A 16,580-nucleotide genomic window follows, 5' to 3' on the forward strand; every position below is an offset into this window, starting at 1 on the left:
CGTCAATCTTCGGGGGTTCTCTAGGTGCTGCGTACAACTTTCCAATCGACTGCTTCGGCCTTGGCGGTCGCGGCGGTGTTCTGCGTGCCGGCCGTCGCACAGGCCCAGACGCGCAACTTTGACGTCCCGGCCCAGGCCGCCTCGACCGGCATTCAGGAATTCGCCCGCCAGGCCGGAATTCGGGTCATCGCGACCGCCGCCGATACGAACCAGCGTCGGACGAACGCGGTCCAGGGCAGCCTCGACACGCGTCAGGCCATGGAGCGGCTGCTGTCGGGCACCGGGCTCTCGGTGCGCAGCTTCGACGGCGGCATTGCGGTGTTGAGCGCCGCGGACGGGCGGTCCGACGCAGGCGGCGAGGTCGAAGCTCTCGTCGTCACCGGCAGCCGCATCGCTCGTCCCGAGCTCGACTCGTCGATGCCCGTCAGCATCGTCTCATTCGACGCGGCCAAGGATTTCGGGCGTTTCACGGCCTATGACGCGCTGAAGCAAATCCCGGCCGTCGGTCCAGGCCTGGGCGAATGGAGTTCGCGCAGTCAGGCGTACGACAAGGGCGTCGCCAACATCAATCTGCGCAACATGGGCGCGAACCGTTCGCTGGTCGTCGTGGACGGCCACCGCTGGGTCTCGGGCGGCGCGCGGACGATGGCGGTCGACCTGAACACCATCCCTTCGGCGTTGATCGATCGCTTCGAGGTCGTCACCGGCGGCGCGGCGGCGATCTACGGGGCGGACGCCGTCACCGGGGCCGTCAACGTCATTATGAAGAAGGAGATGACCGGCGTTTCGACCTCGCTGACGTCCGGCATTTCCGAGGAAGGAGACGCCGACCAGCACCAGTTCTCGGCGGCCACGGGCTTCAAGTTCGCCGAGGATCGCGGCCGCGTCGTGATCGGCGGCAACTTCATCTACACCTCGCCGGTGCTGGCCACGGATCGCTATCCGAAGAACTGGGCCTATCAGGTGAACCCGGCCAACACCGGGCCCAACGACGGCATCCCCGACAACATCATCGTCGACACCAAGCAGTTCTACCGCTCCAACTACTCCACCTTCTGCCTCTTCAACCTGCAGGGATGCGGCACGACGCGGAACGGCGATTGGTACCAGTTGATCAATGGCCAGGTGGTGGCGATCCCCCGCGACTCCTATCGCGTCATCACCACCGGCGAGCTGGGCACCCAGGCCGGCGGCCCGGACACCGCCTTCGGCACCCTGGCCAACATCACAATCCGCGACGAGTCCAAGAAGGCCTCGGTCTACGGCAACCTATCCTACGATCTGACGCCGGATATCGTCTGGAACACGTCCTTCGGCCTGGCCAAGAGCTGGGTCAGCGGCAGCAGCTCCTGGCCGCACTACCGCGACGACTTTCGGCCGACCAACTGGTGGGGCGTCAATCCCGCCACCGGGGCGGGCCACTCCGGGGAAGTCGCCCGGCTGACCGACCCCTTTCTGCCGGAGTCGCTCCGTCAGTTCATGTTGGCCAACGGGCTGACCGCCATCCCGCTGAACCGCCAGTACACCAACCTCCCAATCCAGGAAGAGATCCACGACCGCACCGCCTTCACGCTCGGCTCGGAGGTAAGCGGGCCGCTGACCGAGAGGCTGAACTGGCAGGGTTTCATCCGCTACGGGCAGGTGAAGGATCAGGTCCGCTACACCAACATGCTCGGCAAGCGTGAATGGCTGTATGGGCGGGACGCCATCGTCCTCGATGGGCAAGTCGTCTGCGCCGACGCCGGTGCGCGGGCCAGCGGCTGCGTTCCCTTCAATTTCTACACCACCGACGCCCCCAGTCAGGCGTGGGTCGACTACGCAATGTACGACCGCCACGAGCGGACGAAGAACCAGATGCTGAACGCTGGCGTCGGCGTCGACGGCAGCCTGTTCAGCCTGCCGGCCGGCGATGTTCTGGTCGCGGCCGGCCTTGAGTGGCGGCAGGAAAAGCTCTCCACCCGCGACGATCCCGACGCGGCCAAGCTCAGCAACATCATCTGGGCGCCCGGCATGGACCACTCGGTGCATCCGCCGATGGACGCTGCCCGCAACGTCTCGGAAGCCTATGCGGAGTTGGTCGTTCCGCTGCTGAGCGAGGCGCCGCTTGCGCACAAGTTGTCGGTCGAGGGCGCCTATCGCTACTCGCACTACAACGACAACCCCGCGACGGACACCTGGAAGGTGGGGCTCAATTGGTCCCCGATCCCCGGCCTGACCGTTCGCGGCGCCAAGTCGTACAGCGTGCGCGTGCCCAACTTCGGCGAGCTCTTCTCGCCCGTCGGCGTGCAGAACCTCGGCAGCATCGCCGATCCTTGCGAAGCGGCGCTCATCAACCAGGACCGTGATCGGGCGGCCAACTGCGCCGCGACGGTCCCGGGGTGGAGCGGGCCGCTGCCCGACGCCAACCTCAACGCCCCGAGGATATTCACGGGCGGCAATCCGAACCTGACGCCGGAAACCGGAGACACCTATTCGTTCGGGGTGGTCGTGGAGCCGAGCTTCTTTCCCGGCTTCGACCTCACCGTCGACTACTGGGCGATCGACATCGAAAATGTCGTCACCTCGATCGCCTACAACACGATCATGAACAACTGCGTGGACGCCAGCGGCGGCCCGGACATGGGCTATTGCCGGTTTGTCCATCGCCATGCGACCGACGGTCCGGGGCACCTCGCCGGCCAGGTGGACTTCGTGGAGGCGCAGTTCGCCAACCTGGCCGCGCGCCGCTCGCGCGGGATCGACTACTCGGCGAACTACCGCCGCCCCGTTGGCGACGGCGTCCTGCGCCTCAGCTTCATGGGCTCGCAGTTGCTCGAACAGACGACGATCGCGCAGATCGGCGGCACGGCCAGCGACGCCGCCGGGCAATGGAACAATCCGAAGTTCAAGGGCACGCTGACGGCCGGATACGAGATCGGCAAGTTCAGGTTCGGCCTGAACACCACCTACACCTCGGCCAGCCGCTTCAACATCAACGACCAGTCGGACGAGACGCGCGAGCGGTCCGAAGTTCCCGCGTACTTCAACCACAACCTGAGTGTGACCTTCAGTCCGACGGACCAGTACAGCCTCCAGCTCGGCGTGCGGAACTTCACCAACAACCGCATCGACCATCCGGTCCTTCAATGGACCTATGCCGCCCCGAACCAGACTGAAGGCAACGCCCAGGGCGTCGCTTTCATGGACGCGGTCGGCCGCTACTTCTTCCTCACCCTGAAGGCGGACTTCTGATCATGCAGGCGCTTCTCTCAATCATCGCCGCCGCGATGCTCGCTTCAGGCGCGCACGCCGCAGAGCCGAGCCAGCCGATCGTGATCGCCCATCGTGGCGGGGCGTTGCTGCTGCCCGAAAACACCTTGCCGGCGTTCGACAACGCGCTCGCCCTGGGCGCTGAGATGCTCGAATTCGACATGGTCATGACCGCCGACGACCAGCTCGTCGTGCAGCACGATCCCACCGTCAACGCGAGCTTCTGCACGGCCGAACCCGGTTCGGGGGTGTCGCCCGGCCCGGTCCGGGCGATGACGCTCGCCGATGTGCTCAAGTTCGATTGCGGATCGAAGCACCGGGCCATCTATCCGACGCAGAAGCCGGTCCCGGGCGCGCGCATGCCGACGCCTGACGCGGTTTTCGCCCGCTACAAGGACACTCCGGCGCTGTTCTTCGGCGAGACCAAGATGCCCAAGCCGGCCGAGGGGCAGGTCGATCCGGTGGCGTTCGCCCGCCTGATCGACGTGGCGGTGCGCAAACACGGCCTCGAGGACCGCTTCATCCTGCAATCCTTCGACTGGCGAACGGTCGATGCGATGCACGAGATCAACCCGAGTATCCGCACCTGCCTGCTGGGCGCGAAGGCGGAGAAGGGCGCCTACCTGCCGCTGCTTCGTCAGCACCACGCCAGTTGCCTGACCCTGAGCTCGAAGGTCACGGACGCGGAGGAGGTGAGGCAGCTGCGCAACGCCGGCGTGATGGTGATCTCCGACGTCGTCGACGACGAAGCCGGCTGGCGGATCAACCGCGAACTGGGGATGAGCGCCATCTTCACAAACGATCCCGAGGGCCTGATCGAGTTTCTCAGGCGCGGCCGCGACTGACGCACACTATGCTCTTGCTCTGGTCACGGGCCTCTTCGGTGGTTCAGGCCCCCGCCAGGCCTCGACCTTCCAAGGCATCATATGTTGATGCTGGCGACGGGCCGACAAGCCTAGCCTTTCTTCTGGCGGACCGGCGACCCCTCCTCAATCCCTGGCGCCGTGCCGTGACCCGCTCCCAGGTGGGGGCGGGTCTCTGCGCCATCGCCGAGCGGTCAGTCAGCCCCTGAGGTCATCGATCGTGATCTCGGCCCGAGGATCGAACGGTGTCGCTCCGCGTTCCACTTTCATACTCAGCCCGCCGGCACGGCGGAGCACAGACCCCTCGTCAGCGACAGTCCGACAAACTTTGGTTCGCTGTGGGCCAGCAAGGCGGCCACATGATGGACCTTGGCGACTATCGCATCCTCGTCGCAGAGGATGATTACCTGCTGTCCGCGGATATCACTGAAGCGCTCAAGCGGGCAGGCGCGCACGTTGCGGGGCCCGTCGCCTCCAACGCCGAGGCGTTGATTCTGCTCGACGGCGGCCGAATCGACGGCGCGGTCGTCGACGTCGGACTTCGGGACGGCGACGCCCACGACCTGATGTCGGCTCTACGCCGCAACAGCGTGCCCTATGTGATCGTGTCGGGGTATGCCCCCGCTGTGTTTGCGCATCTCGGCGATCACGGGTCCTTCTTCGAAAAGCCGGCGATGGCCGAGCGCGTCCTTCGCCGACTCGCCGATCAGATCATGAGCACGTCGCCTACGCAGCGAGGAGAGGGTGGAGGACGCCCATGGGAGTGGCGGCGAGCGGCCGGGGCCTGAACCCACGCGGAGCGGCGCGCTCCTGCGCCAAGAAATCGAGCCTCTGCATCAAAAGTAAACGCGCTCGCCCCCGCCGAACCAATCTACGGGTTGCGCGTCGGCGGGCCGCTGGCGGGTGAGGTGGGGGCGACCAGCCCTTTGATCTGCGGAGATTTCGATAACGCGGTTCGGGCGGCCGAAAACCTGGCGCGCGCCGCGGTGCAGCGGGGCGAGACGGGCGTCGTGAAAATCGTGGGAGCCGACGACGGGACGTACATCCGGGTGTTCGCCCCTGAGGGCGCCCGCAGCCCGCCGCGGACCGGCTACGCGCCCGAACAAGACGGGAGAAATCAGCCTCAAGCGCGTCTGGACTAGGCCGTCAACAGGGCCGAACCCGCCCCCGCCCGCGCAACGCTAGAAGACGCCGGCGCGCTGGCCGATGAAAACGACTGCAAGCACGATCAGCACGACCTGGATGATCCAGTTCAGCGGGGACGGGATCGGCATCTTCTGCAGAGCGAAGAGCGCCAGGGCGAGCAGCACAACGACGACGAGGATCAGGATCAGAATGGACATGAGATCCAAACTTGTACCTTGATCGGAAGTTCCACTTCGGGGAGTCCGCCCGTGCGAACTCTGACTTAGGGTGCGACCAAACCCTCCGCCCGGCGTTTCCGATCCATCATCCCAAACAAGGACCGGTTCTCATGGCGACTGCCAAAGAACGCGCCGCGGGCGCGCCGACGACCGCTGTCGGCGCTGGCGGCGAAACTCACCAGGGCGCAAGCGCGCCGGAAGCCCGCCTGACCACCAATCACGGCGTTCCAGTCAGCGATAACCAGAATTCGCTGAAGGGCGGCCGACGAGGCCCGACGTTGCTGGAAGACTTCGTTCTGCGGGAAAAGATCCAGCACTTCGATCACGAGCGTATCCCTGAGCGGATCGTCCATGCCCGCGGGTCGGCGGCGCACGGCTTCTTCGAACTGACGGAGTCGCTGGCCGACGTCACCCGCGCCAAAATCCTGACCGAGGTCGGCGAGAAGACCGAGGTGTTCGTCCGCTTCTCCACGGTGGCCGGCGGAGCCGGGTCGGTCGACACGCCACGCGATGTGCGCGGCTTTGCGGTCAAGCTCTATACCAAGGAGGGCAACTGGGACCTGGTCGGCAACAACATCCCGGTGTTCTTTATTCAGGACGCCATCAAGTTTCCCGACCTCGTGCACTCGGTGAAGATGGAGGCCGACAGGGCCTATCCCCAGGCCGCCAGCGCGCACGACACGTTCTGGGACTTCGTGGGCCTGATGCCCGAGACCACCCACATGATCATGTGGGCGATGTCGGACCGCGCCATCCCGCGATCGTTCCGGATGATGGAGGGGTTCGGCGTCAACACGTTTCGGCTTCTCAACGACGCCGACGAGGCGACGTTCGTGAAGTTCCATTGGCGCCCGAAGCTGGGCCTGCAGTCCACCTGTTGGGACGAGGCGGTGAAGATCGCGGGCGCGGACCCCGACTACCAGCGGCGGGACCTTTTCGAGGCCATCGAGCGGGGCGATTTTCCGGAGTGGGAGTTCGGGGTCCAACTGCTGTCGCAGAAGCAGGCCGACGCCCTGCCTTTCGACATTCTGGACGCGACCAAGGTCATCCCCGAGGAGTTGGCCCCGATCCGCGTGGTCGGCCGGCTGGTCCTGAACCGCAACCCCGACAATTTCTTCGCCGAGACCGAGCAGGCCGCGTTCCTGCCGACCAATGTGCCGCCCGGCATCGACTTTTCAGAGGATCCGCTGCTGCAGGGGCGGCTGTTCTCGTACCAGGACACCCAGCTGTCGCGCCTGGGCACCGTCAACTTCCACCAGATCCCGATCAACAGCGCCAAGGGCTGTCCGTTCCAGAACCTCCAGCGCGACGGCAAGATGCAGACGATGGTTCCGAAGGGCAGGGCGAATTACGAGCCCAACAGCCTGGCCGAGCAGGGCGAGGTCGGTGGTCCCCGTGAGGATCCGGAAGGTGGTTTCAGAAGCTTTGCGCTCCCGCTTGAGGAGACCAAGGTACGGCTGCGCGCCGCAACTTTCGCCGACCACTACAGCCATGCGCGACTGTTCTACCGCTCGCAGAGCGCCGTCGAGCAGGCCCATCTGGCGAGCGCCATCGTCTTCGAACTCTCAAAAGTGGCGATCGAACCGATCCGGGTGCGGGTCATGGCCAACCTGCGCAATGTCGACGAGGATCTCGCCGCGCGAGTGGCAGGCGGATTGAACATGGAGCTTCCGGCCAAGTCCAAGCCCGCGGCCGATCCAATCGATATGGAGCCCTCGCCGGGGCTGCGTCTGATCGACAAGTACCCGCCTAGCCTCAAGGGGCGCGCGGTGGCGATACTGGTCACCGACGGGGCGGACGGCGGCGTCGTGCAGGCCGTGCGAAAGGCGGTCGAGGCTGCGGGCGCGGCAGTCAAGATCATCGCGCCCAAGATCGGCGGCGTGAAGCTGAGCGACGGAGACGTCCTGAAGGCCGACGGCCAGCTGGCCGGGTCGCCGTCGGTCCTGTTCGACGCCGTCGCTCTGGTTCTCTCCGAGGACGGCTGCGCCGACTTGCTGAAAGAGAGCGCAGCGACCGACTTTGTGCACAACGCCTTCGTCCACCTGAAGGCGATCGCATTCACGCCGCAGGCTCAGCCCTTGCTCGACAAGGCCGGGGTCGAGCCGGACGCGGGCATCGTCGAACTTGGTGCGGCGAAGAACTTCATCGAACCGGCGAGCACCCGGCAATGGGATCGTGAGGCAGCGGTGCGGATGCTCGCGTAGGCGCTCGCGCCTTCGGCTTCGAATCGGTAAGGGGAGAAATCGGCCAGCATCGCGCTGGCCGTGCCGCCCATCGCTCCTGCGATCAACTCCGCCGCCAGGCGCGCGAAGGTGACGCCGTTACCCCCAAACCCGGCGGCGAGCCAGATCTGCTCAGAGCCGCGCAACGGCCCGATCGCCGGCAAGCCGTCGGGAGACGATCCGAAGGTCGCGCCCCAGGCGCGATCAGGGGAAAGCGACGGCCCGCCCACGAGATCCGCGCCGCGTTGCGCGAGAACCGCCGCCTTCGCTGCGATCGCGCGGTCGCGTGCCTCAGCGTCGACGAAGGGTTCGTCCTCGCCGCCGATGATGATCCGGCCGTCACGCGTCGTGCGTGCATAGAGGTAGGGCTGCGCGGCCTCCCAGATCAGCGCGTTCTCACGCCAACGCGGTGAGCTTCCAGGCGGAGTCGCGATTGCAAAGCTCGAACTGAGCGTGAAGCTGCTCGGAAGCGCGGGCCGGGCGGCTTCGTAACCCGTCGCCAGCACCACATGGCGGGCGCGTAGCGCGGTCTTATCGGTGATGAGGCGAACGTCGTGCGCCGCAGCTTTCAGGGTCAGAACGTCTGCGGGATAGATCGCCGTCGCGCCCCGGCTCCGCGCCGCGGCGAGCAGGCCCAGGGTCAACGCGACGGGATCCACTTCATACGCGCCCCGCGAAAGGATCGCCGGCCGCGCGGGAATAGCGAAGCGTTCAGCTACAGGTTTAGCTGGGACGTAGGTGGATGGCAGCTCAGCGCGGCGACGTGCGGCGGCCTCGACCCGCAATTCATCTTCGTCGAGCAGGTCGCCGGCAAGATAGAGCTCTGGGCGTTCACGCCAGCTGCAGTCGATGTGTAGTGCCTCAATATCCGAGTTCAGCGCCTGCACCGCGGCCCTGACGCTGCGCCAGCGGCGTACGGCGGGCGCCCACCCGATCTGCGCCGCCAACAGCGTCAACGGCGTGTCGGAGGCCCACATCACCAAGGCGGTCGATGCCGAGGTCGCACCAAGGCTAGGGGCGCGGCGATCGAGGATCGCGACGTTCAGCCCGTCTCGCGTTAGACGTTCGGCCAGCATCGCGCCCATGATCCCAGCGCCCACGATAGCGACGTCAAAGACCCCGTCAGCGCTGGCGTCGCTTGCTCCGGCGTCGGCGTCTGCGGGCCGCCAGCAGGGGCGCCCGCCGCGCAGGTCCATTCGAGGCGTCAAACTCATCGGGGCCCCTATCGTCACGCATGCAGAGGCCAACCTGCGCCTCACGAGGCGTCAACGCGCGGGGCCCAGAACGGTCGCGTCTCGTGGCCGCTTACGCCCCCGATCTGACGATCGGAGGCGGGCCCCTGCGTGAAACGGCCGGCGCGGGAGAGGCGTCGGCCGCTTGTGGCCGCAAGTGAGGCGTCAGTGAGCGGCGGATCGGCCCAGCTCGGCCATGAGCTCGGTCTTTCGAGCCTTCAGCCGCTCGCCCATCTGGTCGAGGTCCTCGTCGCCCTTCTTGGCCTGGGAGAAGAGGCCGCCCGGCTGCTCTTCCTCTTTCACGTGGTGCTTGATGTACTCGCCCAGCACCTTGACCTTGGCGTCGTAGAACTCGTCGGACGGCTTCATCGCCTCAATCTCGGCGATCAGCTTCTTGGCGGAGTCGTGCTCGACATACGCTTCGTCCAGCAGGTCGTCCTCCACCTCGCCGCGCTCGGCGGGATAGAAGATTTCCTCTTCGATGCGGGTGTGGACCTTGAGCGCCAGGGCGATCTTGTTGAACAGCGCCAGACGTTCCTTGTCGCTTTCAAGCTGCTCGTACTCGTCGAACCAGGTTTCCACTTGGCGGTGATCTTGCTTGAGCAGACTGATCGCCAGGGGATCGCGCCGGCCCGTGCGGCGGGTACGCCGCGGGGCGGCGCGCGTCGCAGTTTTGGACTTTGCCGTAGACTTTGCAGCGGTGGCCATGACCTTCCTCTCGATGGGTTGAATGGGCCGGGCGGCGGAGCAGGGGAGCCGCTCCGCCTGGGCTCCCTCAGCGCGGGCCTGCGCCGCGCTCCACGTCATCAGCGCCGCGATCTTGGCGGTCGATCTGCGGGTCGCGGTCCTGCCGCTCGTCACCCTGCCGCTCTCCGGGACGCTGTTCGTCCTGGCGGAAGCTGCGTTCCTCGCCTTGCGAGGGGGCCCCGTCCTGGGTCCGCTGGCCGCCTTCTTGGCGGTTGATGTCGGCGGGATTGGGGTCTTGGCTTTGCTGGGTCATTGGTTCCTCCTTTTGAGTAGGAGGCGAACGGTCGCCGCTCGGGTGCGTTCCTATTGTAAAGCTATAATAATAAACAAATACAATATCTTATTATCATATGTTAATCAGCTTGAGCCGTTGTGGCGGGGTGTGGTCAGCAGGTCGTCAACGCCGCCGCTTGTGGCCGCTCGGCGGCGCGACCAAGCCGCGAACTCAATGTCACGCGTCTTTCGCGCTCTGGACTATCAAATGTGGAGATGTCCACGGGCCAGGCGCGGTAGAATGCATGCGGGCCTGCGGCAAGGGACACGCAATGGCTGGAGGGCTTTGGGTTGCGTAACAGCGCATTGAACGCAGCCAACGATTCCATCGTGGCGGAGGCGCGGGCGGAACTGGCGATGGAGATCGCCGGTCTGGGGACGTTCGAGCGCGACTTGCAGTCGGGTTGGGTGAGCTTCTCGGACCGGGCCAGCGAAATCTACGGCGTCGGCGCGGCCATGCCTTGGAGCGACTGGCTCCAAGGCGTCCACGTCGAGGATCGCGACGACCTGCTGGCGCTGAAGGAGCAGATTCTCTCCGACGCCGGCCTGATCGACTGCGAGGCCGCGTTCCGCTACCGGCGCATGGACGGTGCCGAACGATACATCGTCAAGCGGTTCCGGGTCCTGCGCGACGGGCTTGGCGCGCCGGTGCAGGTCGTCGGCGTCATCGCCGACGAGACGCTGCGCCGGGCCGAGGAACTGCGCGGCGCATGGCTTCTCGCCCAGCTCCAGCATCGGGTGAAGAACGTGATGGCGATGGTTCGGTCGCTTGCGCGACGCACGCTTGAGAATTCGAGCGATCTGGCCGGCTACTTCTCTCACTTCGATGGCCGTCTGAACGCGCTGGCGCGCGTCCAAAGCGCCCTCGTGCGCCGGGTCGATGAAGGTCTGGATGTTGAGGAGATGGTCCGCGAGGAACTGCTGCAGGTCGCCGCCGAGGATGAGCAAATCGAAGTCAGCGGGCCGGCGGTGCGGCTGCATGGCCCCGCGGCCGAGTACATGGCGCTGACTCTCCATGAGCTGGCCGTCAACGCCATGAAGTTTGGCGCTCTAGCGGCTCAGGAGGGCACGGTGCTTGTCGCGTGGGAGGTTTCGCGCGAGGCCGACGGCGAAAGACTCAGGCTGAGCTGGTGCGAGAGCGGGGTCCCGGCGCTGGCGGCGAACCCTGCGCGCGTCGGCTTCGGCCGCCAGCTTGTGGAGCAAGGCCTTCCCTATCAGCTTGACGCCAGGACGGCGTTCAAGCTCGAGCCGGGCGGGCTGCGGTGCGAGCTCGACATTCCGCTCTCGGTTGGGGAGGGACGCTCGTGAGCTTCGTCCTGAACCCTTCGTCCAGTCCGCGCGCCGCGATCGTCATCCAGCGGCTGAAAGCCATCGCTCATCTGGGCGAGGACGCCGAGGCGCTGTTCGCAAGTCTTTCCGATGTCCAGTCGCTTCCAGCTGGGGCCGAGCTGGTCAATGAACGCGATACGATGGAGCGGCCCCGCTATCTGCTCAGCGGCTGGGCGGCCAAGGTGCGTTGGCTGCCGGACGGACGCCGCCAGATCTTCAATTTCATGGTGCCGGGAGAGGGACTGGGCGTGTGCATGCGCCCCAACCCGCTCGCCCTCTCGACGGTCGTGGCGCTGACGCCCCTGCAGTACATCGACGCCGGACCGGTGCAGCGGGCCATTCTCAGCGATGACGACCGGTGGAACGATCTGCGTGAGGCCATTCACGTCGCCTCCAGCCTGGGCGAGGCGTATCTACTGTCTCAGATCATGCGCCTTGGCCGGCAGACGGCCTACGAGCGCCTGTGCCATCTGCTGTTGGAGATCCGCGATCGGCTGATGCTGGTCGGCATGGCCAGCGAGACCCACTTCGTCATGCCCATGACCCAGGAGACGCTGGCGGACGCGACGGGCCTGAGCATCGTGCACGTCAACCGCATCCTGCAGCAGCTGCGCCGCGAACGCCTCCTCGAACTGCAGGCCGGAAAGGCTCACCTTCGCGATCCGGCCACTTTGGCGGCGATCGCCGACTACAAGGCGCCGCAGCCTTCCGAGGCGGCTGATCGGTTCCGTCATTAACATGGGTGAATGCCGCCGCCTGACTTAGGCGGCAAACGTCCCGGCGTGCGTACGGACGGCGGGGGAATTCGACAGGACGGAGACGCGGCGCCCGCCGGGCTGGTCGGGCGGCGCGTGCTCGTGGTGGAAGACGACTGGCTGCTGGCCAGCGAGATCACCAGGGTCCTGGAAGCTGCGAATTGCGTGGTGATCGGTCCGGCGCCCACCGTGGCTTTGGCCCGCGCGCTCATCGAAGGCGATCCGGCGCTGGATGCCGCGCTCCTGGATATCAATCTCCAGGGGCAGCTGAGCTACGACGTGGCCGACCTCCTGCTCGCGCGAGGCGTGCGCTTCGCCTTTGTGACCGGCTACCCTAAGACCATGCTGCCGCGCCGCTTCAGTGAGGTTCCGCTGTACGAGAAGCCGTTCGAACCGCGTCGGGTCCTGAGCGGTCTGCTCGCCGATGACGCCGAGCCCGCCTGAGGAGCTCGGCCGCGACCGACGGCGCGCGCCGATCGCAATCAATCGTGACCGCCGCGCCGGAGCGGAACTGCCCGCAGCTGCTTAACATTGGTGAATGCGCGAGCCCTGCTTGGCGACGTCATACTGCAGGGATCGACCCCTGGAGGTTTCGGTGAGCGCTCGGCAGATGAATGGCGGCGGCGCAGCCGCCGCAGGGGCGAACCCGGCGCCGACCGCCAGTGGCATGGAGGCGCTGCAGGCCCTCTACGACCTGACCGATCGGCTGCTGAGAGCCTCGAGCCGGGAAGACATCTTCCAAGCCGCGCTCGACGCCATGGAACGGGGGCTGGGGTGTCCGCGCGCCTCGATCCTGCTGTTCGACGATCTGGGCGTCATGCGCTTTGTCGCGTGGCGCGGGCTATCCGACGCCTACCGTGCGGCAGTCGAGGGACACACCCCGTGGCGGCCAGGCGAGGAAGCGGCCCTGCCGATCACGATCGGCGACATCGAGGCCTCGAGCGAGGCCGAGGACATCAAGGCGACGATCCGCGGCGAAGGGATCGGATCGCTGGCCTTTGTGCCCCTGACCTCGGCGGGGGCGGTCGTCGGCAAGTTCATGGTTTATCGTCCGGCCCCGCACGACTTCGGTGAAGCCGAGATCCGGCTGGCTCTTATCATCGCGCGACAGCTCGGTTTCGCGCTTGAGCGTCATCAGGCCGAGGCGCGCGCCCGGCGCAGCGGCGAACAGTTCGCGGCGATCTTCGACAACATCCCGGTGATGATCAAACTGTTCGAGCCGCAGACGGGACGGCTTCGGCTGAACTGGCAGTTCACGCGCACCCTCGGCTGGACAGGCGTTGAGGCCGCCTCGGTCGATCTGATGGCGGAGCTCTTTCCAGAGCCCGCGGTTCGCGCCCAGGTGCGCGGCAACATGGATCGCTGCGAGCCCGGTTGGTCCGACGTCGCGATGATGGCGCGCGACGGCCGACGCCTCGAGACCAGCTGGGCGAATTTCCGGCTTTCGGACGACAGTCGGGTCGGTATCGGTATCGACATCAGCGAGCGAAAGCAGGCCCTGGAGCGACAGCAGCTTCTCCTGCACGAGATGGATCATCGCATCCGCAACCTCTTCAGTCTGACGAGCAGCATGGTTCGGCTCAGTGCGCGCGAGCCTGGAGATCGTGCGGGGCTGGCGCGCGACCTGGAAGAGCGGCTCGCGGCCTTGGCGGCCGCGCACGCCCTGACGATGCGCAAGGACGGGGAGGGGGCGAGCGCTGCGAAACTTCATCAGCTCATCCGCGCGATCCTCGCCCCCTATCACCGCGGCGACGAAGGACAGCTGGACGTCGTCGGACAGGATGTGGCCCTGCGCGGCGAAGCGGTCACGTCGTTTGCGATCCTGATCTATGAGCTGGCGACCAACGCGGCCAAGTACGGGGCGTTGTCCCAGGCGGACGGCGAGATCAGGATCGCGACGCGGCGCAAGCATCGCGTGCTGGAACTGGACTGGGAGGAGATGGGCGGGCCGCCCGTCGCCGCCATGCCCTCCGTCGGCTTTGGCAGTCGCCTGTGCCGCGCGGCGGTGGCCCAGCTGGGGGGCGATCTGCAGCAGGTCTGGCGTCCGGAGGGCCTGCAGATCCGTGTCTCGGTGGCGCTCGATCGATGTCTGCCAGGCGACCCGCTAGGCGACCCGGACCTCGCCGCCGCGAGCTGACACCATCATATGCAAATGCGACGGCGCTTCGGCGGTCGCAGTCTCTCCGGCGTGAGGAGAGCCGTCCATGCCCGTCGGCGCCGAAATCATCGTCATTCGCTTCGCTGGAGGATGGACCCTGCTGGCCGGAAGCGGGCGATGGGGCCGCTATGCGTCGAGCGTGGATGCTGAGCGGGCCGGTCGCCGAATTCAGAGCCGGGAGCTGGCCCAGGGGCGCGAGTGTTTGCTGCTGCTTCAGGACGCCAGCGGGCAGCTGCGCCCGGTCGACACATGACGACCTACTCGGTCATCGTCACGATGCGATCGGTTTGCTGATCGGCGAACCGCGGATGGACTTCGAGTCCGACCTGGAGGCGATTGCATCGGTCTTCATGGCCGACATCCCGCAGCGCTACGAACTTTGGTGCGGTGAACGTCTGCTGGGGCTTTTCCTGGCCGCCGCGAAGCTGGATAGGCCGGGCGCGCCCATCGTCACGTACCATGACAATGGGGGCCTCTTGGTTTGAGGTTTCGATCGCAGGCGCCCGCGCGGCCGCTATGGCCCCGGCTCAGCGCGTCGCGCCTTGGCCCGCGCCTCGACGCTCGCCTCGAACCCCAGCGCCCGGGCGACCCGGCCGTTCCAGTCGTAGGGGTCTGCGCGCACGATCGCCTGGCCGCTCTCGTTGAAGAGCACGGTCTGATAGAGCAGACGGACGGGAATGGGGTTGGGCAAGGAAACGGTCTGCTCCTGTCCTTCGGCGCGCGCGCGGCGCCATGCGTCGCTGACGCCTTCCTGGGCGGCGACGATCTCGGCGAAGCCCAGGGCGTCCTCGACCCGCACGCAACCATGGCTGCGCTGGCGCTGGACCTCGCCGAAGAGCTGCTTGGCCGGCGTGTCGTGAAGGTAGATGGCGTGCTCGTTGGCCATGTCGAACTTCACCAGACCGAGCGAGTTGCCGGGGCCTGAGGCCTGCACGATCCAGCCGTCCTTCCAGGCCATGTTGTTGCGGCGAAGATAGTCTTCACCCTTGGACGCAAGTTCCCTGCGCTCAATGGAGCGCGGGACGGTCCAGGTCGGATTGGCGACCAGACGTTGGATCGGCGAGGCGAGTTGGGGTGTCGCCGTATCGGGTTCGCCGACAATGACCCTGCGGCTGTCGACTATGGCGCCGTCCCGCCAGTAGGTGAGCCGCGCCGCGGCGATGTTGACGTCGATACGCGTCGCAGGGGGCTCGCGCTCCAGCCACCGCAGGCGCTCCATATTGGCGGCGATCTGCCGGGCTCGCTGGCTGTCGGTGAGGCTGAGCGCTTCGAGCGTCCTCCCGCCGAGCACGCCGTCGGCCTCGATGCCGTAGTCGGCCTGCATCCGCCGAACCGCTGCAACGATTGGGGCGGTGTAGATCAAGCCTTGCGCTTGGCGGGGCTCAAGGTAGTCGAGCGCGACAAGACGCGCGGCGACGACCTGCAGGCGCGGATCGGAATCTCCCGGCTTGATCGACGCCGAAGCCTTGGAGAGGTCCGGACCGGGGGGCGGCCCCTCGCGTTCCAGCGCCAGATAGGCCTGAGAGAGTTTGCGATAGTTCTCGTCCTGCGGCGCCAGTCCTTCCAGCCAGGCGTCGACCTTGCGATCGGACATGGCCTGCGCCAGTCCCCGCTGCAGATCAGGTTCCGGGCGCGGCAGGGTGTAGACGTTGAAAAGCTTGTGCGGATCGCTCGCGCCGCGCGCCAGGGCCGAGGCGTAGGCCAGAGCGGTCTTGGTCAGCGCCGCGTCGTCCTCTCCACGCTTCGGAGTTGCGAAGGCCAGCCTGTCCAGGCCGTGCGCGCGGCGCTTGTCGATGGCGTCCGCCAGTTGCCGGGTAAGACCCGCGTCCCAAGGCGGCGTCTCGAGCGCTTGGTCGGCGCCGGATCTGGCGGGGGGCGTCTTGGCGTTGCAGCCCATGAGGGCAAGGGACAAAACAAGCGGGGCGACGAACTGACCTGGGCGCACGCGGAACTCCTACTGGACAGCCTCAACGCCTAAGGCGGCGCTTGCGCTCCATCGGCGGGCGACTTGCAGACCGGGGGGCGACGTTCCCATCTAAGGCTCGAGGAGACGCCGATGGACATTTCGCCTGCCGTTCTGGGGTATCTGTTTGGACTGTTCGCAGTGGGCGCTGTCGCGTTCACGGTCGGACTGCGCCTGGGCGTGCGGACGACGGTCAGTCCTCAACTTTCCGAAGATGAGAAGGTCGCCGCCGCGTTCGGCGTGCTGCGCCGGCATGTCGAGCGGCGCGCCCTCGCCGAGATGGAGTCTTCCGGCGCGCCGATCTGGTCGCCTGACCCCGAACGCGTTGCAGACCTCAGTCACGGTCTGGAGCGCGACGTCCCGGCATTGGTGGGACGCAATGCGGCCGTGCCGCGCCGATCTCCGGGCGAAGGGCGGCGTTAGGG

The 16,580-nt window shown here is 66.5% G+C and carries 15 protein-coding genes and 1 pseudogene; 11 read left to right on the forward strand and 5 right to left on the reverse strand.

Going from position 1 to position 16,580, the window contains the following annotated elements:
- Positions 1 to 24 precede the first annotated feature (24 nt).
- The 3 genes from AC1Q87_RS19315 to AC1Q87_RS19325 all read left to right on the forward strand — a co-directional run bounded on the left by AC1Q87_RS19315 (position 25) and on the right by AC1Q87_RS19325 (position 4,900).
- Positions 25 to 3,231, forward strand: coding sequence for a TonB-dependent receptor (locus AC1Q87_RS19315; protein WP_492610455.1), 3,207 nt, complete (start codon positions 25 to 27; stop codon positions 3,229 to 3,231).
- A 2-nt stretch (positions 3,232 to 3,233) separates the two neighbouring features.
- The gene (locus AC1Q87_RS19320; RefSeq protein ID WP_492610456.1) at positions 3,234 to 4,094 is read left to right on the forward strand and encodes a glycerophosphodiester phosphodiesterase family protein; all 861 of its coding nucleotides are present in this window, start codon (positions 3,234 to 3,236) and stop codon (positions 4,092 to 4,094) included.
- 377 nt (positions 4,095 to 4,471) lie between these two features.
- Positions 4,472 to 4,900 (forward strand): response regulator, encoded by a 429-nt coding sequence (locus AC1Q87_RS19325; RefSeq protein WP_492610457.1) that lies wholly within the window; start codon positions 4,472 to 4,474, stop codon positions 4,898 to 4,900.
- Between the two features lie 393 nt (positions 4,901 to 5,293).
- Here AC1Q87_RS19325 and AC1Q87_RS19330 read toward each other — a convergent pair whose 3' ends face one another.
- Positions 5,294 to 5,455, reverse strand: a complete 162-nt coding sequence (locus tag AC1Q87_RS19330) for a hypothetical protein (RefSeq protein ID WP_492610458.1) — start codon at positions 5,453 to 5,455, stop codon at positions 5,294 to 5,296.
- A 131-nt stretch (positions 5,456 to 5,586) separates the two neighbouring features.
- Here AC1Q87_RS19330 and AC1Q87_RS19335 point away from each other — a divergent pair, with 131 nt between their 5' ends.
- Positions 5,587 to 7,680, forward strand: coding sequence for a catalase (locus AC1Q87_RS19335; protein WP_492610459.1), 2,094 nt, complete (start codon positions 5,587 to 5,589; stop codon positions 7,678 to 7,680).
- 89 nt (positions 7,681 to 7,769) lie between these two features.
- On the opposite strand, the pseudogene AC1Q87_RS19340 reads toward AC1Q87_RS19335, so the two are convergent.
- The 3 genes and pseudogenes from AC1Q87_RS19340 to AC1Q87_RS19350 form a co-directional block, all read right to left on the reverse strand.
- A pseudogene (locus AC1Q87_RS19340) lies at positions 7,770 to 8,912 on the reverse strand (NAD(P)/FAD-dependent oxidoreductase); the annotation flags it as partial.
- A 183-nt stretch (positions 8,913 to 9,095) separates the two neighbouring features.
- Positions 9,096 to 9,548 (reverse strand): hemerythrin domain-containing protein, encoded by a 453-nt coding sequence (locus AC1Q87_RS19345; RefSeq protein WP_492610619.1) that lies wholly within the window; start codon positions 9,546 to 9,548, stop codon positions 9,096 to 9,098.
- A gap of 157 nt (positions 9,549 to 9,705) precedes the next feature.
- Complete coding sequence (locus AC1Q87_RS19350; RefSeq protein ID WP_492610460.1) at positions 9,706 to 9,930, reverse strand: hypothetical protein; 225 nt, start codon at positions 9,928 to 9,930, stop codon at positions 9,706 to 9,708.
- Between the two features lie 311 nt (positions 9,931 to 10,241).
- Between AC1Q87_RS19350 and AC1Q87_RS19355 the strand changes: the two genes are divergently transcribed.
- The 6 genes from AC1Q87_RS19355 to AC1Q87_RS19380 all read left to right on the forward strand — a co-directional run bounded on the left by AC1Q87_RS19355 (position 10,242) and on the right by AC1Q87_RS19380 (position 14,677).
- Positions 10,242 to 11,258 (forward strand): sensor histidine kinase, encoded by a 1,017-nt coding sequence (locus tag AC1Q87_RS19355; RefSeq protein WP_492610461.1) that lies wholly within the window; start codon positions 10,242 to 10,244, stop codon positions 11,256 to 11,258.
- Entirely contained in the window at positions 11,255 to 12,016 is a 762-nt protein-coding gene (locus AC1Q87_RS19360) for a Crp/Fnr family transcriptional regulator (RefSeq protein ID WP_492610462.1), read from the forward strand. The genes AC1Q87_RS19355 and AC1Q87_RS19360 overlap by 4 nt, the downstream gene beginning before the upstream one ends.
- A 45-nt stretch (positions 12,017 to 12,061) precedes the next feature.
- Entirely contained in the window at positions 12,062 to 12,478 is a 417-nt protein-coding gene (locus tag AC1Q87_RS19365; protein WP_492610463.1) for a response regulator, read from the forward strand.
- Positions 12,479 to 12,629: 151 nt separating this feature from the next.
- Entirely contained in the window at positions 12,630 to 14,171 is a 1,542-nt protein-coding gene (locus AC1Q87_RS19370; RefSeq protein WP_492610464.1) for a sensor histidine kinase, read from the forward strand.
- 67 nt (positions 14,172 to 14,238) lie between these two features.
- Complete coding sequence (locus tag AC1Q87_RS19375) at positions 14,239 to 14,445, forward strand: hypothetical protein (protein ID WP_492610465.1); 207 nt, start codon at positions 14,239 to 14,241, stop codon at positions 14,443 to 14,445.
- A 34-nt stretch (positions 14,446 to 14,479) separates the two neighbouring features.
- A complete protein-coding gene (locus AC1Q87_RS19380; RefSeq protein WP_492610466.1) occupies positions 14,480 to 14,677 on the forward strand; it encodes a hypothetical protein in 198 nt (65 codons plus the stop codon).
- 29 nt (positions 14,678 to 14,706) lie between these two features.
- Here the strand turns inward: AC1Q87_RS19380 and AC1Q87_RS19385 are convergent, their stop codons facing one another.
- Entirely contained in the window at positions 14,707 to 16,104 is a 1,398-nt protein-coding gene (locus AC1Q87_RS19385; protein WP_492610467.1) for a L,D-transpeptidase family protein, read from the reverse strand.
- Between the two features lie 144 nt (positions 16,105 to 16,248).
- Here AC1Q87_RS19385 and AC1Q87_RS19390 point away from each other — a divergent pair, with 144 nt between their 5' ends.
- Positions 16,249 to 16,578 carry a hypothetical protein gene (locus tag AC1Q87_RS19390; protein WP_492610468.1) on the forward strand — a complete coding sequence of 110 codons (330 nt, stop codon included), beginning with the start codon at positions 16,249 to 16,251 and terminating at the stop codon, positions 16,576 to 16,578.
- The last annotated feature ends 2 nt before the right edge of the window (positions 16,579 to 16,580 follow it).

Source organism: Phenylobacterium sp. GW823-FHT02A09, assembly GCF_058797775.1.